Here is a 25101-nt window from a genome sequence, read left to right as displayed (position 1 = left end):
TGATTATAGCACCTGAATCGTATCTCTGTCAACAAGTTGATAAGGGACTGTAATATGGGTGCCTTCCTTTAGTTCAATTATTTGAACAACCTGTTGAAATGCTATATTTGCAATTTGTTGAAAATCTTGTCGTATAGTAGATAATTTGGGTGTTACATAGTTTGCCAAAACAATATCATCAAACCCCATAACAGATATATCTTTCGGTATGTTGATCTCTAATTCCCGACAACGATTCATGAATCCAATTGCCATCATATCGCTGGCAAAGAAAATTCCTGTAACATCAGGGTGTCGATTTATATACTCCTCGGTTATATGATAAGCCTCTTCTTCAGAGAAATTTGCATTGATAACAATAGAAGGATCATAAAGAATTCCTCTTTCCTCTAGTGCTAACTGATATCCCTTTAGACGTTGCTTGCTAACAACAGCAAATTCATGACCGTTTACCATGCCAATTTTTCGATGTCCTCTATCTAAAAAAAATTCAACTGCTTCCTTGGATGCCTTGACATTATCTGTTGACACAGATCCAGTGAAGGGACCTGTAAGCATCGTGTCAATCGCTACACAAGGAAAGTCACTATTTATGATTTCCTGAAAATAAGGATCTGTCGTCTTCAGTCCTGTTATAATAGCTCCAGATATTTTATGCTCTTTACAGAATTGCCAGTATGACTTGTCTTGTTGCTCCGATAAACTCCTTGTGTAAATCGCCACCTCATATTGATTCGCACCTGCTGCACCAAATATCCCATTCATTGTTTGAATAAGCAATCCGTCTCTACCATCAGCCCGCTCAAAGTTGGAAAAAATCAATGCAATTTTCTTAGTCTTTTTTTGCTTTAAATTTTTTGCCATCATATTAGGAAAGTATTTAAGTTCCTCCGCAGCCAGTAGAACCTTTTTCCGAGTCTCTTCCTTAACATCTGGATATCCATTTAGCGCTTTAGAAACTACCGTAACTGACACATTTGCCCGCTTGGCTACATCTTTTATCGATACCATTTTATATTTGCACCTTTCAGTTTTAATATTCCGTACGAGAAAGTTTAAAATGTACTCCCTAAACGTAATATTACAATACTATATAAGTTTCGCAAATAAATAGATATAATGCACCTCTTGATCATGTGCTCGTTTTTTATCATTTTTCACAGATCGGCCTATATTTATAAATGCACTATATGATTACAAACAAAAAACAAAAGGACTTATCATTTAAGTCCCTTTGCCTTGAAATTTACTACTTCACCTCAGCCGGCCGCTCCTTCGCCTTATCCGCTTCCCCGGCATTTTTATTTGCGGCTTCTCGGTCTTCCGCCATTTCCTCGACCGTTTTCACTTTAAGGCGTGCTGCCCCTTTATAATCGTCTTTCGTCGGAATAAGATTGCCTAATGCGAGGCGCTCTTTTGCCTCCACTATTGCTTTACTGTATTGCGGCAGCCATTTTTCCTGAGCGACGAGCATCTCATCAGTCATTTGCCATATTTCTTTCGGATTGCAGACCGCACCAGTTAGGGGATCCATCATCATCGCTTGGCGAAGCAAGAAGTCATCGCCATGTACGGCTGCCTCGACTGCGAGTCTTTGAACAGAGATGCTGACGTTACATACAGCTGCCGGGCCAAGCGGAAGGTCCCCAACATGTGGCATGTTAATTCCATTGCGGTCAACATAACCAGGTGCTTCAATAATCGCGTCATCTGGAAGGTTAGTGATGACTCCATTATTTACAACATTGAAGTGACCGCGGTATACACGCCCTGTCTCAAGTCCTTCAATAATCCATGAGCCATGCTCTTCACTGCGGTTCTCCGTTTTGTATTCCATTGGTTTTTCCTTTAGCCAATTTGGAAAGTCTGTTTCAAACCAGTTTCTTCCTTCTGTACAAACGCGTAAGTATCCGCCAGTTTCACCGTTAATCCATACGCCTAAATCAATCCATTCATTGATTTCTTCAGGACGTTTCCGGTACCAAGGAACATATTCACTTAAATGCCCATTCGATTCTGTACTGTAATATCCGAAACGTCTTAACATATCAATGCGAACTTTTTCCGTTTGACTAAATTCAGGATGGCTTTCAAACGCTTCCAATATTTTATGTGTTAAATCTTCTCCATTATGTTTCACACTTATATACCAAGTTTGATGATTAATTCCCGCACAAATGATATCGACTTCTTCTTTTTTTAGCCCGAGAGCCGTAGCAATTTGCCAATGCCCGCCTTGTACACCATGGCAAAGTCCGATCGTCCTGACCCCGCCGTATTTATTGCAAGCCCATGTCATCATCGCCATTGGGTTCGCATAGTTGAGTAATAAAACATTCGGATCTGCCACTTCGCGTATATCCTTGCAGATGTCTAACATCGCTGCAATTCCACGTTGCCCGTACATAATTCCACCTGCACACAATGTATCACCTACACATTGGTCAATACCGTATTTTAACGGAATATCAACGTCTGTTTGGAAGGCTTCAAGTCCCCCAATACGTACAACGGAAAAAATGTATTTTGCATCTTTAAATGCTTCCCTGCGATCAAGCGTTGGTTGGATTTTAATATCCAGACCGTTTTCGTCAATATCTCTTTGGCAAAGCTGAGTAACCATATCCAAATTACGCTCATTAATATCTGTAAAGGCAACTTCTATCGTTTGGAATTCAGGTACAGATAGAAGATCGCGTAAAAGACCTCGCGTAAAGCCGATACTTCCTGCACCAATGAAAGCTACTTTAAATGACATAAGGCATATCTCCTTTTTAAAAAATAATGATTGCTATAATCATAACAAGCATTCTATTTTCATTATTGCAGGATTATAACTTTTTCAGCTGATGGCATGTTTAAAATCTTAACTTCCTATGATCTATATTTTTCAACATGACTTGAGAAAGTTCTTCTAAAATCAACAGGTGTCATACTCGCATGTCTTTTAAAAAGCTGACTAAAATATTGACTACTATTGATCCCGATATATTGTGAGATTTCAATAATAGGTATGTCAGTATGAGCTAAAAGTGCCTTTGCCTTTTCCATTCGCAATGTAGATAAATATTCCATAATCGTACAATTCATGATTTTTTTAAAAATTCTATGTAAGTAACCAGGGTGCAAATTGACTGCCCGCCCGATATCTTCTAATTTCAAGTCGCGGTCATAGTTATGATGAAGAAATTCGATCGTTTGATTGACATATAAATTCGCTTGCTGATTTTCCTTTTTTATTTTTCGATCTTCCACAGCCATTCTCGCAATTTGGATAAGAAGCTGTGATAAAAGCAGGTGAACCATTATCTGCTTATCTTCTTTTTTATCACTTTCAAGAACGAGATTTTTCAAAGTATGATAGATTTCATTCGGATCCTTTAATATAAGATACGGAATGTTCATTTGTAAAAACTCGGATAAAGCCGTATTTTCAAGAGCCATTTCACGGATGGAGGGAAAACTCCCGCTCCTTTCTATAAAGGAAAATTCTACATTTAACATTCTGCAAGGCTGCTCAGCGCCGACGATGAGTCTATGCGGAATATTCGAATCTAATAAAATAAAATCCCCTTTTTTTAAAGAAATTGATTCTGATAATGTTTCTACGATGCATTCTCCATTGATCACATACATGATTTCCACATCTTTATGTACATGATAATCCATTTCATAATCTTCCCATTGCTTAAAATAGTAAGCATTCACTTTAGGGAAATAGTTTTCTTGCATTAGTTCTGGGTGAAAGATGCTGGTGATGGACATGATTTACCTCCCTTGCAAGGTAATTGCTTTCATGTAAAAACAGGCCCCAGAAGAACCTGTCTTAAATAATTATAACGAACGGAACATTTGAAATGCCTTATCCGCTAAGCCATATAAATGCTCATGGCCAAACTCATGAAATAATAATATTTCTTTTTTAGCCTTAATTTTATTATAAGCCGCATATTGTGTGGAAGGCGGACAAACATTATCCTTAAGTCCTGTCACCCAAAGTGTATTGGCCTTTATTCGATCTGCTAAATGTTGAATATCGATATATCCAAGCTTCTCAAAAATTTCCTCTTCTCTTAAATGGTTCGGATCGCATACTCTAAAAAAGTAGGAGATCTCTTCATATGCAGAATTACTGATATCCATGTTTTCCCAAACTCGCTTGTAATCGGACAGGAATGGGTACACCGCAACGAGTTCCTTTATTCTCGGTTCTAGCGCCGCACACACAGTAGCAAGTGCACCACCTTGAGAATAACCGTATGAACCGACCCGATTACAATCAACGTGGTCCATTGACATCAAGATGCGTGCTGTTTGAACGGTATCCAAAAAGACATTCCGATAATAAAGATGATCAGGATTAGCGTCTTCCAAGCCACGAATAATATGTCCTCTTATTGTTGGACCTTGTACTTGTAGATTGTCCTCCGATAGACCTCCTTGCCCACGGCAGTCCATGACTAAAACGGTAATACCTTCTGCAGCGAATGAAATTTTATCCGTCCATTCTCCGCTGCTGCCGGAATACCCATGAAAAATAACTAGACCTGGTCCATTCGGTTGTGCATTTTTCGGTTTAACATATTTGCAATGTACTCTAGCTCCGCCTAAACCTGTAAAATATAAATGATAGCAATCCGCAATATTGGATTGAAAATCAGCAGGCACAAGCTCATATTGAAGCGAAAGCTCATCCAGTTCAGACAGGCCTCGTTCCCAATAGTGTTCATGATCTGCTGGTTTCGGGTTCTTTCCCATATACTTTTCTAATTCATGTATTGGCATATCTATATGCATATCATTTTCTCCCATTAATAAAAAGTTATTGTCATCGCTACTCCTTTATCAACAATCGCAAATCCTTAATTCTACTCTCCTCCACACTGCTTTCACCATATCTTACCTGCTCATAAGCATCACGTAATTCCTCTGCTGTTGTCTTTTCATTCACCAAAGTCTTTAATACCTCAATCGTTTCCCGAGGAGTTTTCGATGCCTTGAATTCCATTCCCTTTTTATTTTGCTTTAAAAATTGTTTATACACATATCGAACTTTTTGATCATTTGTCATTGAATCCCAACGTGGCTCGCGTTTAAATATTTGTTGGAATAGGCTTTTCGCTTTTTCTTGTTGAGATTCCTTCCATTCATTCCAATCAAAAACACTCTCTTTTTCATCTATATATTGTGTTGATTCTGCTAGATCAGTTGATCTGAAAATGATATTTTTCAAAAATGAAATGAATTTGCCAATCCATTTTTTCACAAGCATTCTTACCCTTTTTATAAATAAAAGAAGAACTCCTATAACTAGAGCTGCTAAAACAAAATAAAATACATACATGAATATCATTTCTAAAAACTTCCAAAAGGGACTAGCCTCACCTTTTTCTAAGCCAATCTCCATCTGTTGCGGTGGAGGTGTCTCCTCAACAACAGATTTTCCTTCGTCCGTCCCAAACAACCATAAAATCATTTGAATAAAACCTTTAAACGCTTGAAAAACAGCTTCTTGCACGACTTTACCATTCGTTAATAGAAGAATAACGGCAGTCGTTAACAGAAGATAAACCCTATTTTGATTTTTGATAGCTCGACTGATAAATGGTTTTTTATCTTTCGATAGTGTAGAAGCTCTCAAATGCTCGCTATTTGAGATAAAAAGAATACTAACAACGATAGCCGCTCCACATATCGAAATAATAGACAAATAAGATTGAAATTTATCAACGTATCGAAAAAGAATGTAGCAGACAAAATAAATCCCAAAACCTCCATACCACATGAATGACGTAGGCAGAAGGGTTTCCCAATTGCGTCCCACATACATCATTCCACGGTAAATAATAATAGGATGGATAATACCTAATAAAATTAAAGTAACAATATGCTCACCAAACAAAATAGTTGGAATTATTCCGAACACAAACGAACAAAAGGCATATACCCACCATTTTTGCACCCGTAATAGAGTTCGAAAGAGAACACCAACAATAAACAAACCAAAAAGAACAGGTATCCAAGTCCAAAGCATTTCAGGCATAAGCAAAATTCCGACCATTAAGACAAGTGGAAAGAAAAGAAGGTACTCAAATAAACCTTGAATGATTGTTATGATCAGTTTTTTCAAAAGTCATATACCTCCTTATCAATTCGCCTTTTTTAATGTAATTTCAGATTCCAAAGGAAGAACCTCCACAGAATTCCCTTGTGCCTCTAACTTTTTAATTGTTTCTCTCATCCCATCTGTTACGATCGCTGTAATGAGAAGAATATCCGTTCCTTCCAAATTACGATCGACGTCTTCCTGTAAGAAAAAGTCAAAAAACGTGCTTGTTCCTATTTTTACTTTTGCCAGCGTTTCAAATAAATAGTTCAGCTGCTGCTTGCTATTCTCGGGTTCAATGCGAATCGGCTTTTTGTCCATTTCATCAAAATATGCATTGCAGCCAAAGCCAGTCCCAATCCCATTTGCAATCGCATATTGGGCAATGGAAGCCGCATAGGAAAGGGCTTGTTCCATCAGAGCTTCATCAATAATCGGAATCCGAAAATCTTCTGTCTGATTAAAATTCACGTAAATCATTAAGTGGTGATCCGCTGAATAATCCTTCTTACTTACTTGAAGACGATTCGTGCGTACGGTCGCCTTCCAATTAACCGAATTTAAAGGGTCCCCATATGCATAATCACGGATACCTGCCGTCAAAAACGGATCTTCAATAATCCAACGTCTAACGATAATATCCCCTAGCCAGCTATGGGCAGGCAACGGAATATTATCCAACGCAACTAAACGAGGATACACAATAATTTCCGCAGCTGATGATACACTTTTAAACCTTTCACTAATTCCAAATGCATCACCAGTTGAAAGAGACACTGTTTTAAATTGATAGTGCCCTCTTTTCGTACACGTCAAAAACTGTCTTCTTTTCACTTTTTGATACGGCATCAAGCTAAATAACGTACGGTGATAGTCGCCACTATCGATTTCGTTATCGGTAGCGGACGTTTTTTGGAATTGCAGGTTTGCACTTATTTTCGATTCAAGTCGAAGCCACGGAATGGGAAGCAGTTTTTTATTTGAAATTTCATCAATCATTTCGATTTTTTCGCCTTCAAAAACCGTTTTTTCGTTAAAAGAGCGCGTATATTCAATTCGTAAAAGCCCCCATTTATGGTAGATATATGCTTGTACGCCGACTACCGCAAAGGTTATTAAAATAAACCACGCTATATTCATTTACTTCACCGTCAATTCTTCTGCTGGAACTGCCACCTGATCAAGGATTTCATCTAATAATAGGTGGGCTTGATTTTCCCGCAGCCTTATCGTATGGGCTAAAATGAGCCGATGTGCCAAAACTGGTTTAATCATCGCTTTTACATCATCCGGAATGACATAGTCTCTGCCTTTTAATAGAGCATATACTTGGACAGCTTTGAGCAGTGCTTGGCTTCCGCGCGGACTGACACCTAATTCAATATGCTCGTGATTCCTAGTTTTCTCAATGATTTCTATTACGTAGCTAAGCATATCGTTACTTACATATACTTTTGAATACAGTCTTTGTGCTTCTACGATATCCTCCTTGCTTGCAATCGGAAGCAATTCGTGAATCGGATTTTTTTCTTTAAATCGTTTTAAAATGGCGATGCCCTCTTCCTTAGAAGGATAGCCTAAGTTTAATTTTAATAAGAAACGATCGAGCTGAGCTTCCGGCAAAGGAAACGTCCCTTGGCTTTCAAGCGGATTTTGAGTAGCAATAACGAGAAAAGGTTTATCTAGTATATGGGTCTCACCATCAATCGTCGTCTGCTGCTCTTCCATACATTCAAGAAGACTCGACTGTGTTCTAGGAGTGGCCCTGTTAATTTCATCCGCAAGAATGATATTAGAAAAAATAGGACCTTGACGAAATTCGAATTCGCCTATTTTTTGATTATAAAAATTAATGCCCGTCACGTCTGATGGCAGTAAATCCGGTGTAAATTGGATGCGTTTACAAGAGCAGGAAAGCGATTGCGCCAATGACTTTGCCAATAATGTTTTCCCTGTTCCCGGAACATCCTCAAGGAGCACATGCCCCGAAGAAATCAGTGCCACAAGCAGCTGATCAATCGTTTCTTCCTTCCCCACGATGACTTGTTGAATATTTTGTTTAACCTGATCTGCAAGATCTTTTATTTTTGATAATTCCATGAAAAACGGCTCCCTTTCCATACGTGTATTGAGGTGATTATGCGAAAATTTTAGATTATTATAATTATACACTATTTCTCTTTGAAAATAATAATAGAACTGTCATCTAATAGAATTGGTGGAACGTCTAATAGAACACGGCAATCTTCTAATAGAATGGAAGATCGGCTAATAGAACTCGACATTCGGCTAATAGAAGGGGCGAATCAGCTAATAGAACCCGGTAATCTTTTAAAAGATTACCGAATAGCTCATTACAACATCCTACGAATAAAAAAAGCCTGCATGTACATGCAAGCTCTCTATCCAATAACTCCCTTTTTCAATATAATATTTGCGTACAACTCTTTTTCACTCGTTGCCACGATGGCAAATGCTTCTTTTGCCCGCTCGTAAAAAGCGAATCTTTCAACATATTCAATGGAAACGGATGATCCAATGATCGTCTCATAATCCTTCCAAATCATTGGTTCAAATGGGTCGCCCGGTACAACTTCCATTACCGCTACCGGGCGATCCACATATGTATCTAAAGGAAGGAACTGCATGATGGCTTCCAATAATTCTCGAATGCCATGGCCATCACAGCGAATAATTCGTTTGGCATTGCTGGCGGAAGGAAAGTTCCCATCCGCCAATACGATTTCATCTCCATGCCCCATTTCCATTAATGTTTTCATTAAGTCAGGCGAAAGAATGGAAGGGATGCCTTTTAGCATCATCTCACTCCTCTATAAAATAATTAGTGAGCGTACCTAGTTTTTCAATTTCAACAGTGACGACATCTCCTGGCTGTAAATAGTGCTGATTATCTGCCGGATAGCCCATGACGACGCCTTCTGGTGTACCTGTCAAAATAATATCACCAGGCTCTAATGTCATATGCTGCGAAATATAACTAACGATTTCTGCACAATTAAAAATCATATCCGATGTATTGGAATCTTGTCTTAATTCTCCATTTACATATGTTTTTAATGAAAGATCATTAGGATTTCCAACTTCATCTGCCGTCACTAAGTATGGTCCCACTGGACTAAATTTATCGCATGACTTTCCGAGCAGCCATTGTGGTGTTCTCAATTGCAAATCTCTCGCAGATAAGTCGTTTACAGTACAATAGCCAAAAACATGATCCAATGCATCATCTACATTAATGTATTTTGCTTTTTTTCCAATGACGATGCCGAGCTCTACCTCATAATCTAATTTTTTCGTCACTTTCGGAACTGGAATTTCATCCTTATGTCCAGTTAATGTGTTGTCAAACTTATTAAATAAAATAGGTACTTCTGGATAAGGGGCGTTCGTTTCATCTGCGTGCTTTCTGTAATTCAAGCCGACGCATATAATTTTGTGCGGCCTCGTGACACTTGGACCCCAAGTAAGATCCTCTTCATTCACAAAGATCGCCTTTTTTTCACTAAGCGAATAATCAATAAAGTCCTGCAGTCTGGAAACCTCTTCTTTAAAGCCGGAAATAACATCCATCATATCAGTTTTTATATCAAAATTTATTCCGTTTTTAACAGAGGCGGAAATATCTAATATCCCTTGATCTGTTTTCACTCCAAGCTTATGTACCCCATTATCAATAAACGTTAATAACTTCATATTTTATTTCTCCTCTCATAAATTATGCATTTTTTCCAAACGTGGCGCCGCCATCAACATAAAGGGGAGACCCCATCATAAATGACGACTCATTAGATGCTAAAAATAAAGCAGCATTAGCGACATCTTCAGGCTTTCCTAAATCACCGCTTAATTGTCTTTTTTTAATTCCTTCAATCGCTTCTGATGGATCATCATAGGCGGATTTTAGATAGTTCTCGACAAATGGTGTATAGATCGTACCCGGAAGGATGGCGTTCACCCGAATATTATAAGGTGCGTAATCCACTTGCATTGCCTTTGTCAGAGATAAAACTGCACCCTTCGTTGCTGAATATAGAGCTCTTTTTAAAAGGCCAATTTCAGCAGCACATGAGGACATATTAATGATGCACCCACTTTTTTGCTCCATCATATAAGGAACAATATATTTACTCGGCAAATAAACGCCCTTTACATTTACGCTCATCACCTTATCCCAAACGTCCGGTTCGACTTCGTCTACCCTACCTACATTGCTGATTCCTGCATTGTTGAATAAAATATCAATTTTCCCATATTCCTCGACCGCAAACTTTGTTAAGGCTTGAACATCTCCAGCATTTGTCACATCCGCTTTAAAGAAAGAGGCACTTCCACCATTTTTCCTAATCTCTTCGACTGTCTCTTCACCATGCTCCTGATGAATATCATTTACAACCACATGAGCACCTTCTGAAGCAAAACGCAAAGCTGTTGCCCTCCCGATTCCGCTTCCTGATCCGGTAATAATAGCCATTTTCCCATCTAACCTCATGTCAATGCCTCCCGTTCCTCCTGCATATGATCTTCCGGCTGAGCAGCTTTTACGGTTAATCCTCCATCCACCATTAAAAGGTGGCCATTAATTTGCATTGACTCTTCTGATGCCAGGAAAACGACCGCATCGCCAATTTGCTTTTCTGTCCCTAATCTTTTCATTGGATTCGCTTCAGTTTCTTTTGCACGAATGGCCGGATCCGCTAAATATTCACGGCACATCTCCGTATCGATCGTACTCGGTCCAACTGCATTGACGTTGATATTATATTGGCCGAGTTCAATGGCGAGTGCCTTCGTCAATTGATGTGCTGCTGCTTTTGATGAAATATAATGAGGTACAATTGGGCTTGTCACAAGTAAACTAGCCGTTGAAGCGATATTAATGATTTTGCCGTATCGCTTTTGTATCATCTGAGGTGCTACTCTCTGAGAGGTAAGAAAAATGGATTTTACATTTGTTTGATACGTTGCATCCCATATTTCTTCGGTGACCTGTAGGAATGGCTGAAAAGGAGCAATGCCTGCGTTATTTACTAAAATTTCTACAGAGCCTAATTCTTTTTCAACCTCATTGATCATACGATCTACTTCATCTTTCACTCCTATGTTCGCTTCAACGATCATATATTTTCCCGAAAAATGAGTTTGCAAGTTGGATAGTACTTTTTCCGCTTCTTCTTTTTGTTCTGGCGATTTATAATTGATTGCGACATGCGCACCTTCTTCGGCAATCCGCTCTGCGATGGCCGCTCCGATCCCCCTACTTGCTCCCGTTACAAGCGCCACCCGGTTTTCTAGTCGTTTCATCGGTAAACCCCCTTACCCAATTCGGCATTCCGAAAGTACTTTTTCCGTGAATTTACACCCTAATCCTGGTTCTTCCGGCAACGTATAATACCCATTTACAACTTTAATAGGATTTTCCCAAATGTCGGCAATCGATTCGTAGCAATACTCCACCATTGGAACATTCGACGAAGCCGCCGCTAGCTGTACATGCAATTTTTGCTGGACATTTGTATGTGGAATGACCTCAAGATTATAACAGCGTGCAAGAGCTGCGACATCCAGCCACTCATCAATTCCTGATAGTTTCGTAGCATCCGCCTGGACGATATCAACCGCTCCCATTTCGATATAATCACGGAAATCATATTTCGTATAAATCGTTTCTCCAACAGCAATTGGTAAGTCTAGGGTACGCGCCAATTCCGCATGGGCTTTTTTATCAAAAGGATTCATCGGTTCTTCAAGCCAATACACATCAAACTCCTCTAATTTTCGGCCCCATACAATTGATGTTTTGAGATCCCAAACTGTATTCACGTCGACCATTAACTTGATGTCATCGCCAATCGCCTTTCGTACCGCTTTTACACGTTTATAATCCTCGCGTGGATCAGGCAAACCGACCTTCATTTTTACAGCATCAAATCCACGTTCAATTAAGGCCGTCATATCTCGAATCAGTTCATCCTGCGTCACTTGGAGCCAGCCGCCGTCCGTGTTGTATGCCTTCACTTTATCTTTGACTGGACCGAGGTATTTCCAGAGAGGCAAGTTCGCAACCTTCAATTTTATATCCCATAAAGCCATTTCAACTGCGCAGAGTCCAACACGTGTGACCCCGACTTGTCCGATAAAATGATTCGTGTAATGAAGTTCTTTTAAAACATTTTTATACATAAGCGGGTTTTTTCCTATTAATTTAGGTGCATATGTATCATCGATAATCGCTTGGACGGCCCTTGTCCCTTTCGTATAATTCCAGTTAAAGCCCCAGCCGCTAATTCCTTCATCAGTATCAATGCGAATCGCGATAAATTCAACACTCTCAAGCCTTGTTTGTGAATCGGTAATGGCTCGTTGCTTCAAAGGTACATCAAGTAAATACGTTTCTACGTTTGTAATCTTCATCAATCTACCTCCTCTAGTTAACGCTTTCATTTTTAATTTAATACAATTTTAAAAACGACAGGGGTTGGGCATTTTACTGTTGACGTTTGAATCAATAACGCATCTTCTGCTTGATTCCATGTTGGTTTTTCGTCAAATCCTAGAATAGATATTTCTTCGATTATTCCATGGAATAATGATGATTTTTTTCCTAGCGACTTGATTCGAACTTCACCATTTTCTGGATACACAAGCACAGTTGCGTATAAATGACTTCCTTTTCTCGTAAAGCGTATGTCTTCACTTGTAAAGACTTTAGCCGCTTGATCCGTAAACTGGCCCTCTTCAATATTATTTGGCCCTTCTCCGAATGTTTTCCAATAAGTAGTATCATAAATGGCTTCGCCGTTCACTTTAAGCCAATCGCCCACAGCTAGCAAAATTGCTTTATCTTCCTCAGGAATCGTACCATCCGCTTTTGGACCGATGTTTAATAAAAGAGCACCATTTTTACTGACAATGTCTACTAGATTCTGAATGATTTCAATAGAAGACTTATAATCATTCCCCGGTGTGTAGCACCACGAATTCCGGGCGACGGATGTACATGTTTGCCAAAAATAAGGCTTTAATTCTGCAAAGTGGCCTCTTTCCATATCAGGCACTGCTGATCCGAATACGAAGGCATCGAATTTATAATTGATGGCGACTTGTGCTCCCCATTCCTCTGCACGGTTATAATAGTAGGCAGCAAATTTTTTCAAGTATGGTTTAAATGCTTCCGTTTGAATCCACCAATCGAAATAAAAAACCTTTGGCTTATATTGATCGATAAGTTCGCAACAACGAATTAGCCAGTCTTCTAAAAATTCTTCAGTTGGTTTTGGTGAATGGATATCGTGAAGATCCGCTTCAGGCATCGAAGGCCAATACAAATCTCCGCGAACTAGAGGCTCTTTAATATCAGAGTCAAATTCCTTTCCTCCCGACATGAAAAACCAATGTTCCGCCCGATGAGACGAAACCGTGAGCTCTAAACCTTGCTCTTCGAAAGCCGTCTTCATTTCTCCAAGAAGATCCCGTTTTGGACCCATTTCATACGCATTTAACGTCGAAATATCACTTTTATAAAGTTGAAATCCATCATGATGTTCTGCAACAGGCATAATATATTTCGCGCCTGATTGCTTAAAAAGATCGGCCCATTCCTCTGCATGGAAATTCTCCGCTTGAAACATCGGTATAAAATCTTTATAGCCAAAATCCTTATGGTCTCCATACACTTCGAGATGATGCTTATATTCATCAGAATCGTGAATATACATATTTCGCGGGTACCATTCATTTTTAAAAGCCGGAACTGAATACACTCCCCAATGGATGAATATCCCGAATTTCGCGTTTTGGTACCAATCTGGGACTTGAATTTGCGATAATGAGTCCCAATCATCTTTGAATTGTCCCTTTGCAATCGTGTCGTCAATCATCATTAAATATTTGCGTTTGTCCATTATGTCATCCTTTCTATTAAGCTATATATAGTATTCTTCATATTTTGTTAGAATCCTTGATAATTTCCGACTTTTCTTTAAAGAGTTTTGACCGTATACGTAAATAATTTTCAGGAATACTATTACATGGAGGTGAAGATCGTGTCGAAAGGAAGAAAAGCCGACCCATCAACGATCGGTCTAGGAGCATCACAAACTATGGGGCAAGGAACGACAACTAATGAAACTGGAGTTAAAAAAGATTCTGCAAGAAAGAAAAATAAGAAAGAACTTTAATATGTTTGTTATTTAAATATGTAAAACAGGTGGAAACATTCTCCACCTGTTTTATTTATTTTTATATCCCTTGCTTTTACAAATATCCTTACAGAATTTGTTCTAGCTGGAGGCGTTCCCCGTCTGGCCCACGAAAAATAGCAAACTTTTCCCCATTTTGGTATAGATTCGGGTCTAAAGTTATGTCTAATTCAAATTCAATGCCTTTACTTTTAAGTTCTGCCACTGCAGCCTCTATATCATCTACAAGAATAGATAAATGGTTGATAGGCCCATTGATTCCGTCCACTTTATCATGCTTTGCATCCAGGAACTCGATGACGCAGGATTGATTCCCCATAAACAGTAGACTTCGATTTCCATTTGTATTGAAATGTTCCCAAACCACACCGAAACCCAACATATCTTCATAAAACTTCCGTGATATTTCAACATCTCTTACACTTAATCCTACATGACCGAATCCCAACACATTAAATTTCTCCATAAATAATTGTCCTCTCCCTTGTATGCTTGAATAGGTCTGGATACAAACCTAGTCCTGTATCTATTGTTGATTTACTTACAATTGCATCCTTCTTAGTTATTGAGTGTTTTACAGAGACATCCTAATTAGTCAACCCTTCCTAATAGGCTATATATAATATTCTTCATCATTTACTAGAATCCTTGAACTTTTTGCAATTTCTTATTTTTCTTAAAGGAGTTTTTAATTAAAAATTGAATAATATGTAAAACAATGAACACGGGGTAAATTCATGAATAATAAGCTAGCATGTCTTATTTTTGTCTTTTTATTTTTAAGTGGGTGCAGCAACACGATAGAAAGTGAATTGGAAGAAGAATATGATATTAATGATATCGTTCACGTTGAGAAATTGAATAAGAATTTAGCATTTGCTTTGCTTGAGGAAGAGACAGGATGGATTGGCATAAATATATTACAACGCGCTAAATTCAAGTGGAAAATAGTTAGTCATAGAGGAACCATTGGTGCTGGTGAGACTGCAATGAATATTGCTGGTAGTATAGGACCATTAGATATTCCTGGTAAAACCTTGTACTATACCGGGGGAATTATACTTAATGATGATATTGCTAAAATTACAGTATTTAATGAAAAAACAAATGAAGAAATCGCTACAAATATTATTACGACCGACAAAGGAACAAGAGTATTTTTTATGGTCACTGATGGGAATGTAAATTGGTTTACATATAGTCCCACCTGGAATGCTTATTCAAGCGATGGAAAGCTGTTATCCAAATATTAAAATAACCGTCAAATAGGATAAATTTGTTCCGGATACTGAATTGATTTGTGGCGTAACTTTGAAGTTTTTCTTTTTCGTCTTGAATTCCAGACTATTTCTCGATCAAACTCCGAGATTTTTCTTTTTCATCGTGAATCCCAGGCTAATTCACGATCAAACTCCAACGTTTTTCTTTTTCATCGTGAATCCCAGGCTAATTCACGATCAAATTCCACCGTTATTCTTTTTCATCGTGAATCCCATTAAAATTCGCGATAACACCAAAATGCTGTTTCTCCATTCTAGAGAAACAGCATTTTTGAATTCACCCCTTCTTTTTCACGATAACACTCATCCCTAAAATAATGAGTATCAATACAAGATTAATCCCAAGCGACAACACAACTAGAACGAACTGGGCTGTATCCTTTTCCACCCAAAACAGCAAAATCAAACTAGATAATGCGAAAAAGACGGCAATTTTAAATATTATTTTGCTAAAGTGACCAATTTCCATTCCGGTATCCTTTCTACATGGTGGCATGCAACTAAATCGTCCCCGTGGAAGACGAGTTCTGGTGGAGCAACACTGCATGTTTCATCTGCATAGGGACACCTCGGATTAAAGGCACATCCACTTGGAGGATTCGATATACTCGGCATTTCTAAACTTTTTAAAGGCAGCTCTCGTTTTCCCTTTGCTACTTTTGGGTCTGGTACGGGAACGGCTGTCAGCAACGCCTGTAAATAAGGATGCCTTGGCTGTGCCAACACGTTTCTCACACTTCCAAGTTCCACTATTTTTCCTAAATACATGACGGCGAGTCTGCCACTTTTCGCAATATAGCGAGCGGTTGCTAAATCATGGGTGATATATACAAAAGCTATCCCCATTTCTTTATTTAGCTTTGCCATTAAATTTAATATCGATAATCTGAGTGAAACATCAACCATCGATACCGGTTCATCAGCAACAATTAGCCTTGGATTTAACGAAATGGCTCGAGCCATTAGCACCCTCTGCCTTTGCCCTCCACTAAGCTGATGCGGATATTTATCCAAAAATTGTTCAGGAGGCGTTAATTCGACCGTTCGTAATAGTTCACAAACTTTTTCGTAAGCCGCCCTTTTTCCTTTCACAATTTTATTTTGTAAAATAGGAGCTGATAACGATTGATAGATTGTTTTTGTAGGATTTAATGCTGCATAAGAATCCTGTTGAACAAGCTGAACGCTAGAACGATATTCGGCAAACTCCGCTTTACTCATGGACCAAACATTTTTGCCGTTAAAAAGCAACTCCCCTTCTGTAGGCTTCTGCAGTCCTGTCAACACCTTCCCTAACGTTGTTTTTCCGCAGCCGCTTTCTCCAACAAGAGCGACAATTTCCCCTGGATCAAATTTCAAATTAACATTCACCATCGCGGGAATCGTATGTTTTATACCGTCCGTTTTGCCTTCAAAAATAATACTGACATCATTTAGTTCTAGTAAATGTCTCAATTAATTCGCCCCTTTCATCTCTACGACGTTATATAGATGACAAGCGGTTAAGTGATTTTCTCCGACTGCTTCCATTTGTGGAGTGACTTGCGTGCAAGTATCGGTAGCAAATTGACACCTCGGATGAAACGCACAGCCTGAAGGTAAATTTAATAGATCTGGAGGAGATCCGCCAATTGGAACTGTATTCTCCAAATCCTCTAATAAAGAAGGAGCCGCTTTAATTAATCCCGATGTATATGGATGTTTCGGATTATGGAAGAGTTGAAATATATCTCCAACCTCCACCACTTTACCGGCATACATGACACCGATTCTGTCCGCTACTTTTGCAACTACTGAAATGTCGTGGGATAAAAGCAGCATCGTAATTCCCAATTCCTCATGAATCTTTAATAGAATATCAAATATATAATCTTGTGTAATAACATCAAGAGCAGTGGTAGGTTCATCTAAAATGACCAAATCTGGATCGAGCAAAAGGCTAAAAGCAATCATCACCCTCTGCTTCATCCCGCCGCTTAATTCATGTGGATACGATTCAAAAACCCGTTTCGGTTCAAGCCTAACATATTCAAGTAATTGGGAAGCTTTTGCTAAAATTTCCTTCTCCGGCGCTTTTTTATGAGCCAAATATGTTTCGATAAATTGGTTTTTTATTTTTACAACTGGATTTAAAGCATTTTGTGCTGCCTGAAATACCATTGATACATTACTCCAGCGATATTGCTGCAATGCTCGTTGTTTAAACGTTAAAATATCATTGCCATACATATTGATCGATCCACTGCTAATGACCCCAGGTGAGGAAACCATTTTTAAAATCGCAGAGGCAAGCGTCGATTTACCACTTCCACTTTCACCTACTAATGCAGTCACCTTCCCTTTTGGAATATCCAAAGAGACATGATCGACTGCTCGAACTGTACCTCTTTTCAGCTTAAATTCTACCGAGAGATCACGAATTTCAACAAGATTCTGTTCCATCATGCATTCCCCCTCAACCTAGGATTTAAGGCTTCATCCAATCCATTCGCAAAAAAGATGGCTCCTAATTGGAATAGAGCAAGACAGACAATTGGTGCAAGCACATAAATATAACCATTCGGATTAAAAATTCCCCCTGTTTGCGAGATGGCTAAGGAAAGCATTTGTCCCCAGTTAGTCGGTGAATAAGGCGCCAATCCTAGCATCATTAATCCAACACTGCCGACAATCGCTCCGCGCATAATTAATACAAAGTTAATTGCGAGGTAGGAAACAATATTCGGCATTAATTCTTGAAAAATAATATGTGGAAGACTTAAATTCATCACCCTGCAAATGACGATAAAGTCTCTTTCTTTTAATGAAATAACTTGAGAGCGAACGGCACGGGTCAAACCTGGCCAGCTCCACGCACTCAATACAAGGGCGAAACTAATCGGATCCCTTATAGAAAGGATGGCTGCCAACATGATAAAGATTGGGAAAGATGGAATCGTTAAGAATAAATTCGTTACGAGCATGATTCCTGTATCAACCTTCCCTCCAATTAACCCGGAAATCATCCCTAATAATGAACCGAAAATCATTGTAATTATTGCCGTCAATAACCCGATCGTAATAACTTCTTTTGAGCCATGAACTAATTGTGTCCACGTGTCTCTTCCGCCATAATCTGTTCCAAGCCAATGATCCCATGTTGGTCCAGAGTAGCGATTTTCGTAATCAACCCCCATATCCAGCTTGAAAATAAACGGACCGACTGTTGCCATTAAAAAGAAAAAGATAAGAATAATTAATCCAACCAAAGATCGTTTATTACCGCAAATAATTTTAAAAAAATCGATTGTTCTCTGCATGATCATCACTCCTCTACCTTAATTCGCGGATCTAACTTGGAGTAAATTAAGTCAGAAATCAAATTGGCAACGACCATCGTAATTGCGATAAAAAGCAGGATTCCTTGCATGACCGTATAATCACGTTGTTTAGTCGCTTCTGCCATATAGTAGCCAATTCCTGGGTACTGGAATAAGTTTTCAATCAAGATGGCACCACCTAACATAGCACCTAGTGCTACTGCTAGTTGTGTAACAAGTGGAATGATCGCGTTCTTTTTTACATATTGATCCATGATCCTCGATTCTGAGATTCCCCTCGCTCTTGCAGCTTCCACATAATCTTCACCTAGCACACCGACTGCACTGCCTTTCATCATTAAAGCCCAACCGCCAATCAAGGTAATGACATACGTTAAAATTGGCAATGCCGCATAATAAACGACACTTAAAAGAAATGGCAAGTTAAATCCAGGGGTTAAATAGAAATCATAAGCTCCATTAATTGGAAACCACCCGAGCCCATAGGCAAAAATAATCAACAAAATGATAGCGAAAATAAAATCGGGAACGGCATTAGTGACAACGGAATATAAAGAAACGATCGGTTCCAAAATTGAATTTCGTTTCCACGCCATTTTTACCCCTAAAAAGATTCCAATGACAAAGCTGATGACCAATGAAACACTAGAAACAAATAATGTCCATGGCAATGCTTTTGCTATGATTTCGTTAACGGTCAATCCCTGATTCACCATCGAGTAACCGAGATTTCCATGTGCAAGTCCTGATACGTATCGGACAAATTGATGATAAATCGGTTCAAGCGGATTGTAGTTAATCATGGCTGCAATCCGTTCATACGCATCCGTCAAAGAAATATTGTATTGGATGGAATATTCACGAGCCCATTGGTCAATCGCATTTCCTGGAGTCAATCTTAATAATAAAAAGGTTAATATCGTTGCAAGAACAATCGTAATTGCAGCCGTTCCCACTCTTTTTAATAAAACCTTCACTGTCATGCTTTATCCCTCCCAATTCATTGCTTCGGTGCGTACCGTCCCTCTACAAATGGTGTAATTCCAGAAAAACCTTGGTTAATGTCAGCCACGTCCTGTAAGTCTTCCAAGTTAGTTGTAACAGGCATATCACGATCATATTTTTCTATTTCATCTGCTCGCGGCCATCCTTTTACAGTTTTTAAATTAGCCCATGCGCCTGTGACATTTTGAAACAACACTACACCAAAAGCATTTTCATTTGTAATCCATGCAAGTTTGGATAAAGCTTCTTTTTGCTCTTCAACAGAATCCATGTAAGGGATATCCCGCAGCATTCTGTCTATATCGATCACTTTGCCGTCTGGACCCGGAAGCTGTAAATTCAGTTGGTTTTGTTTTTCACCAGATTCATATCTTGGCAAATGCCCCATTTCTCCTAGTCCCCACCAATAGAAGTTGCGCATAGAGTTCCAAGGGAACATGAATCCCCACGAAACGTCTACCCAGTCCATTGACATATCGTACTTCCCTTTATCCTTAGCGGCATTATCAAAATAAACCGTCCCGTCAACGGCAATGAGCTTGGTGGGCAAGCCGAACTGAGTTAATTGCTCAGCAGCTACCTGCCCTGGTATTGGACCATTTTGCCATCCCCCATTTACGCCAATAATAAATTCATGGACTTTACCATCTGGGTCGCGCCATATTCCATTCGATCCTTTTTTCCAACCTAATTCCGTCAATATTTCGTTAGCCTTTTCAGGATTGTACGTAAACTTTTCCATCCCGTTTCGAATGTCGGATGTGATCCAGTTATCAAATTCAGATTGTGGCATCCCTGCCATTGAAACATCTGATTCCTGTCCGTAAAAATTTCCAATCTCTCGGATTTTCGTCCGATCTAGTGCATAAACGATCGCTTTACGGAAATCTTTGTTGTCAAATGGAGCACGATCAAGATTAAACACCATTCCGACAGATGCCGGATCAAGCATTTTATAATGGGCAACCTCCTTATTTAATTTTAAAATCGACTCGACAATGTCTCTTGGAGGCGTCCCGTCAAACCAATCAACATTTCCAGATCTGACAAGTGCAAACCCGGCAGAAGGATCGGGACCTGGATTTTTAATTGTCACCTTATCAAATTGAATGTTTTCGACATTCCAATAATTCGGGTTTTTTTCAAGTAACATATCGGAAGAAGTTACTTTTTTAACAATAAATGGGCCTGTACCGACTGGAAAATCCGGACCCGCCTTTAAAAAGTCCTGCCAGTTTTTATCCATATCCTCTCGTACTTTATCTTTGATCTCCAATCCAAATGGACCTTCCTTTGTAGGATCTGTTAAAGGCTTGGCCTTTTTTAAAAGTTCGGCTGCTTTATCGACATACTGTTGGTACAGATGATAAGGTATCGTTCCATGTCCATCCTGACCAATAAATAATTGCTTCATATGCTCAGCCGGCGAAGGATCGCGCCAATTGAAGATTATTGTTAAATCATCTTCCACTTCAACGCTCTCCAAATACTTCGTTACTTCTGCACCGTTATTCAATGTGTAATAAGCCCAAACATCCTTGCTCGTAAAAGGCTTGCCATCTTGCCATTTCACTCCGGGCTTGATTTTTACAATTGTTTTATTCCCTTGATGTTCGAGCGATTCCGCAAGCCTATAATACTGTTTATCCGTAAATCTAACATTTTGAAATAAGCCTTCAAATACAAACGGATAAGCGGCTCCGACACCGCCATTCGCAAAGTTATTCCCTTGAAATAACGGTGGTTTTGGCCAACCACCACTTTGTCTCCATACTGTTTCCGGCTTTCCATCTTTTCCTGATACAGTCAAAGCTTGGCAGCCACTTAAGAACATTCCGCTTAGTAATAGTCCTACAAGTAAAATGAATAAAGGTTTTCTTCTTTGCATATTTCGTTCCGCCCCCCTACTGCAAATTTTTTATACTTGATAAGAGGATTCCGTAGCTAAACAACTAGTAAACGCTTTCAAATTTAAATTGAATTGGAATCTATCACTCTCCTTCTAAAATATTTATTGTGTATTATATAGTAAATGTATACATTTATGGGTATCAAAATTTCAGAATTCTAAAAATAATCAATCGTCCCTATTCTCTTTTTCCTACACTTTATAACGAACTAGACTTTTTCTTTTGAGGTACACTTCAGTTTTTACAATAGTTTGACTACTAAAAAACACTCCACTATAAATTAGTGAAGTGTTTTTTTCTAGTATAAAAGGACCCATCAAATAATCCCGCAAGCTAATGTATGGCCTTTTGGAATATTCGAAGATGCAAACTGACTATGGAACTTGCATAGTCCCTTATTGGATAAACTGGCTTCGGAATGAAAACTTTTGTCCTGCATAGTTGCCTTGCATTCCTAATATGCATGATTTTCACCTCCGACAAATTTTTTTGTCGACCCCCTAAATAAGAGTTGTTCCTCCGAATAACTATATGTCTACAAAAATAGACAAAAAATGACGAGGTGATGTTGAAAATGAAAAACAAATTGAAAAAGGTTGGAGCAGCATTACTTGTTGCTGGATTCACGGTAACGGGAACAGGCTATGCTTGGGCAAATGGACAAGCACTCGATTCATCCGAAAAAGATTCTTCTAATGTAGTCGAAGAATTACCTGAAACACTGAATGTACCTTCAGAAGAAAATGACGTTATTGAAGATGGAATAGTTGTAGATAAAGATAATATTAACGAAGATGTAGAGAATGAATCAGATGCAGAATTGGAAGATGCGGACAACGAGCAAGGAACAACGGAAGATGCGGATGAAGAAGACGTTCAAAAAGAAGAAGAATCAACAGAAGAAGCTGAAAATGGAGAAGGCGCGGAAGATGCAGGCGACTTAGAAGAGGCAACTGACAAAGAAAATGGAGAAGTAGAAGAAGGAGCAACTGAAACTGAGGAAGGTTCTCTTCCAGCAACACCAGAAGGCTATAAGGCTGGTAATCTTGCTGCTCTTGGAAAAGCCCATGAACAAGTAAAAAATCCAACGGCAAAAGCTGCCATTAAGCGTAATATGGAACGTTCAGTTGAAAAATGGGAGAGCAAGCAACCCGAAGCTGAAACTCCAGAGCAAACTGAAGAAAAAGAGGAAACGATTAAGGACGAATCACCAGTACAACAAGAAAAGCCTGCTAAAGAAAATCAGGTGAAAGCTCCACAAGCACAATTGAATGCAAAGCAATTAGAAGAGAGAAAAGAATTAAAGGCAGCTCAAAAAGCCGAGCGTGAAGCATTAAAAGTAGAACAAAAAGCAAAAAAAGAGCAACAAAAGCAAGAGAAAAAGAAATAAGAACGGACTGATTTCGGCAAACTGCTTTTCAATTTTCATTTTACCCTATACAGTTATGTTGTGTTGATTAATGAGAACGGAGAGGTACTTATGCTTTTGTCTATCATACAAGGAGTATTCAAAAAGAAGTCTGATACAGCATTGAATGAGCTTGTATTGAGGGCAAAGAAAGGCGATGAGAAGGTCATGAACGAGCTTCTCATCGCGTATACTCCGTTCATAAAAAAGACAGCTTCATTAGTTTGTAAACGATTCATTAACGAGCATGATGATGAATTTAGTGTAGCCTTAAAGGGTTTTCATGAAGCTATACTTAACTTTAATCCTAAAGAAAATACTTCGTTGAAAACTTTTTCTCATTTGATCATAAGGAGACGTCTCATTGATTATATCCGAAGTGAATCAACAAGAAATGAAACGTTTTTTACTCTAAAAGATGAAAATGGGGAAACAAGTGCAGATGATCAGCATCACATATTTAATGAAATATCGATTTCCTCATTTTTAAAAGAACAGCAGGCAGTAGAACGCCGTGAAGAAATTAAAGAGTATTCTAAACTACTAAAAGACTATGGTATGTCATTTCAAGTTTTAGCCACATCTTCACCGAAACATGCCGCTTCAAGAAAAACAGCTATTCATATCGCACAAATCATCGCGGAAACACCTAAATTATATAATTATCTTACTGATAAGAAAAAATTACCTATTAAAGAACTTGTGCCCATCGCTAGCGTTTCAAGAAAAACAATTGAACGACATAGAAGATATATCATTGCGGTTACACTGTTGATTAATAGCAATTTTGTGCACTTAAAGGAATACATAAGAGAGGAACTTTTATGATGCGGAAAAAGAGAGGCATTGTTTGCGAAAAGAAAAAATATTATACGATACTTCTAACAGATAAAGGGGAATTTTTACGAGGAATTCCTCTGGATGAAAAATCAGAAATAGGAGATGAAGTTGAATTTATTCAACTTCATGGGCCTTCTCTATTCGTTAGAAAAACAAAGCCTCTATTCTACGGGTCGCTTATGATGGCGGCAGTGCTTCTCTTTTTCATCGTTTCATCTTTAGTTCCGAATACAGACAAGGTGATGGCATATGTCCAATTGGAGTCAGGCGAGGCTTTGGAGTTTGGCGTAAATCAGAAAGGGCATGTTATTTCCTTGCGACAATTGAATGGAACGTCTACTGAACTTGAGGACAGCTTTGATGAATGGAAAGGGAAACCAATACGTGATGTATTAGAAAGTGCAATAAAGGATTCACCGAAACAAACAAGTGACGTACAAGTTATGATTACGACGATCTTTCCTGACAGCGAAAGAAATGATAAGGTTCAAGAAATTTTGGAAAAGGCAGTAAGCGGTATTCAAAGGGCACATAAAGAACTAACCTTGGAATATAACGAAAGCACATCTGAGGACAAGGTGATGGCGGATGAGCAGCAAATGTCCGTCCACGAATTTATAAAGAGTAAACAACAAGTTGATATACCTGAGGAAAAGGATTTTTTGCCAGAGACCGAACAACAAAAGAATGTAAATCCAATAAATCAGAAAAAGGCACAAGAGGATAAACAAAATTCTGTAAAACCGCAAAAAGAACAAGACATCCCTAAGCAGCCGAATAGGCAAGCTGATCCTGATATTCAATCAATTGAAAAGCAGGAAGAAAAAAAGCAGCCAAGCAATTCAAAAATAACAAAGACTCAAAATACCGAAGAGGTTAATCCTAAGAAAGAAAATGTTAAAAATCAAGAGCATCCGCCTGAGGCAAAAAATAATGCAAATAAGACAAATCCAAACCATCCCTCTAAAGGAAAAGGTCAAGAAAACAATCAGGGTAAGGTTAAAAAGCCGTAA

At 38.8% G+C, this 25101-nt stretch carries 24 protein-coding genes; 5 read left to right on the top strand and 19 right to left on the bottom strand.

The genetic code is table 11. The annotated features are described in order from the left end of the window. Window positions 1-3: 3 nt before the first annotated feature. From KHA96_RS13120 to KHA96_RS13060, 13 genes are all read right to left on the bottom strand, one after another. Entirely contained in the window at window positions 4-1011 is a 1008-nt protein-coding gene (locus tag KHA96_RS13120) for a LacI family DNA-binding transcriptional regulator (RefSeq protein WP_213129711.1), read from the bottom strand. Window positions 1012-1249: 238 nt separating this feature from the next. Next, window positions 1250-2758: an alpha-glucosidase/alpha-galactosidase gene (melA, locus tag KHA96_RS13115; protein WP_213129710.1), complete on the bottom strand. Its 1509-nt coding sequence runs from the start codon at window positions 2756-2758 to the stop codon at window positions 1250-1252. Between the two features lie 116 nt (window positions 2759-2874). Beyond that, window positions 2875-3765 (bottom strand): AraC family transcriptional regulator, encoded by an 891-nt coding sequence (locus tag KHA96_RS13110; protein WP_213129709.1) that lies wholly within the window; start codon window positions 3763-3765, stop codon window positions 2875-2877. 69 nt (window positions 3766-3834) lie between these two features. Continuing rightward, window positions 3835-4797 (bottom strand): alpha/beta fold hydrolase, encoded by a 963-nt coding sequence (locus KHA96_RS13105; protein ID WP_213129708.1) that lies wholly within the window; start codon window positions 4795-4797, stop codon window positions 3835-3837. A gap of 37 nt (window positions 4798-4834) precedes the next feature. Continuing rightward, window positions 4835-6130 carry a DUF4129 domain-containing protein gene (locus tag KHA96_RS13100; RefSeq protein WP_213129707.1) on the bottom strand — a complete coding sequence of 432 codons (1296 nt, stop codon included), beginning with the start codon at window positions 6128-6130 and terminating at the stop codon, window positions 4835-4837. A gap of 18 nt (window positions 6131-6148) precedes the next feature. Continuing rightward, the gene (locus KHA96_RS13095) at window positions 6149-7246 is read right to left on the bottom strand and encodes a DUF58 domain-containing protein (protein WP_213129706.1); all 1098 of its coding nucleotides are present in this window, start codon (window positions 7244-7246) and stop codon (window positions 6149-6151) included. Continuing rightward, the gene (locus KHA96_RS13090; RefSeq protein ID WP_213129705.1) at window positions 7247-8206 is read right to left on the bottom strand and encodes an AAA family ATPase; all 960 of its coding nucleotides are present in this window, start codon (window positions 8204-8206) and stop codon (window positions 7247-7249) included. Between the two features lie 302 nt (window positions 8207-8508). After that, window positions 8509-8925 carry an RbsD/FucU family protein gene (locus KHA96_RS13085; RefSeq protein WP_213129704.1) on the bottom strand — a complete coding sequence of 139 codons (417 nt, stop codon included), beginning with the start codon at window positions 8923-8925 and terminating at the stop codon, window positions 8509-8511. 4 nt (window positions 8926-8929) lie between these two features. After that, complete coding sequence (locus tag KHA96_RS13080; protein WP_213129703.1) at window positions 8930-9820, bottom strand: fumarylacetoacetate hydrolase family protein; 891 nt, start codon at window positions 9818-9820, stop codon at window positions 8930-8932. A 22-nt stretch (window positions 9821-9842) separates the two neighbouring features. Continuing rightward, window positions 9843-10616 (bottom strand): SDR family NAD(P)-dependent oxidoreductase, encoded by a 774-nt coding sequence (locus KHA96_RS13075; RefSeq protein ID WP_213129702.1) that lies wholly within the window; start codon window positions 10614-10616, stop codon window positions 9843-9845. After that, entirely contained in the window at window positions 10613-11428 is an 816-nt protein-coding gene (locus KHA96_RS13070; protein WP_213129701.1) for an SDR family NAD(P)-dependent oxidoreductase, read from the bottom strand. The genes KHA96_RS13075 and KHA96_RS13070 overlap by 4 nt, the downstream gene beginning before the upstream one ends. A gap of 12 nt (window positions 11429-11440) precedes the next feature. Continuing rightward, on the bottom strand, window positions 11441-12538 hold the full coding sequence (locus KHA96_RS13065; protein ID WP_213129700.1) for a mandelate racemase/muconate lactonizing enzyme family protein: 1098 nt from the start codon (window positions 12536-12538) through the stop codon (window positions 11441-11443). Between the two features lie 32 nt (window positions 12539-12570). After that, window positions 12571-14028, bottom strand: coding sequence for an alpha-L-fucosidase (locus tag KHA96_RS13060; protein WP_213129699.1), 1458 nt, complete (start codon window positions 14026-14028; stop codon window positions 12571-12573). A 141-nt stretch (window positions 14029-14169) separates the two neighbouring features. Between KHA96_RS13060 and KHA96_RS13055 the strand changes: the two genes are divergently transcribed. Then, a complete protein-coding gene (locus KHA96_RS13055; RefSeq protein WP_349305744.1) occupies window positions 14170-14304 on the top strand; it encodes a YuzL family protein in 135 nt (44 codons plus the stop codon). 88 nt (window positions 14305-14392) lie between these two features. Here KHA96_RS13055 and KHA96_RS13050 read toward each other — a convergent pair whose 3' ends face one another. Then, on the bottom strand, window positions 14393-14791 hold the full coding sequence (locus tag KHA96_RS13050; RefSeq protein ID WP_213129697.1) for a VOC family protein: 399 nt from the start codon (window positions 14789-14791) through the stop codon (window positions 14393-14395). A gap of 271 nt (window positions 14792-15062) precedes the next feature. On the opposite strand from KHA96_RS13050, the gene KHA96_RS13045 reads away from it, so the two are divergent. Then, window positions 15063-15578, top strand: coding sequence for a hypothetical protein (locus tag KHA96_RS13045; RefSeq protein ID WP_213129696.1), 516 nt, complete (start codon window positions 15063-15065; stop codon window positions 15576-15578). 468 nt (window positions 15579-16046) lie between these two features. On the opposite strand, the gene KHA96_RS13040 is transcribed toward KHA96_RS13045, so the two are convergent. The 5 genes from KHA96_RS13040 to KHA96_RS13020 are packed head-to-tail and all read right to left on the bottom strand — an operon-like array spanning window position 16047 to window position 21818. Then, entirely contained in the window at window positions 16047-17060 is a 1014-nt protein-coding gene (locus KHA96_RS13040) for an ABC transporter ATP-binding protein (RefSeq protein ID WP_213129695.1), read from the bottom strand. After that, window positions 17061-18047 (bottom strand): ABC transporter ATP-binding protein, encoded by a 987-nt coding sequence (locus KHA96_RS13035; protein WP_213129694.1) that lies wholly within the window; start codon window positions 18045-18047, stop codon window positions 17061-17063. Beyond that, complete coding sequence (locus tag KHA96_RS13030; protein ID WP_213129693.1) at window positions 18047-18904, bottom strand: ABC transporter permease; 858 nt, start codon at window positions 18902-18904, stop codon at window positions 18047-18049. Before KHA96_RS13030 ends, KHA96_RS13035 begins: the two co-directional genes overlap by 1 nt. A 5-nt stretch (window positions 18905-18909) precedes the next feature. Next, window positions 18910-19908, bottom strand: a complete 999-nt coding sequence (locus KHA96_RS13025) for an ABC transporter permease (RefSeq protein ID WP_213129692.1) — start codon at window positions 19906-19908, stop codon at window positions 18910-18912. A 17-nt stretch (window positions 19909-19925) separates the two neighbouring features. Then, entirely contained in the window at window positions 19926-21818 is a 1893-nt protein-coding gene (locus KHA96_RS13020) for an ABC transporter substrate-binding protein (RefSeq protein WP_213129691.1), read from the bottom strand. Between the two features lie 596 nt (window positions 21819-22414). Between KHA96_RS13020 and KHA96_RS13015 the strand changes: the two genes are divergently transcribed. From KHA96_RS13015 to KHA96_RS13005, 3 genes are all read left to right on the top strand, one after another. Then, window positions 22415-23230: a hypothetical protein gene (locus tag KHA96_RS13015; protein WP_213129690.1), complete on the top strand. Its 816-nt coding sequence runs from the start codon at window positions 22415-22417 to the stop codon at window positions 23228-23230. A gap of 90 nt (window positions 23231-23320) precedes the next feature. Next, window positions 23321-24076, top strand: a complete 756-nt coding sequence (sigI, locus tag KHA96_RS13010) for an RNA polymerase sigma-I factor (protein ID WP_213129689.1) — start codon at window positions 23321-23323, stop codon at window positions 24074-24076. Next, the gene (locus tag KHA96_RS13005) at window positions 24073-25101 is read left to right on the top strand and encodes an anti-sigma factor domain-containing protein (RefSeq protein ID WP_213129688.1); all 1029 of its coding nucleotides are present in this window, start codon (window positions 24073-24075) and stop codon (window positions 25099-25101) included. The genes sigI and KHA96_RS13005 overlap by 4 nt, the downstream gene beginning before the upstream one ends.

This window comes from Bacillus sp. FJAT-49711 (assembly GCF_018343715.1).
GTDB lineage: Bacteria > Bacillota > Bacilli > Bacillales > Bacillaceae_C > Lederbergia.
Note: the sequence above shows the minus strand (reverse complement) of the source record. Positions and strands in the feature narration are given on the sequence as shown.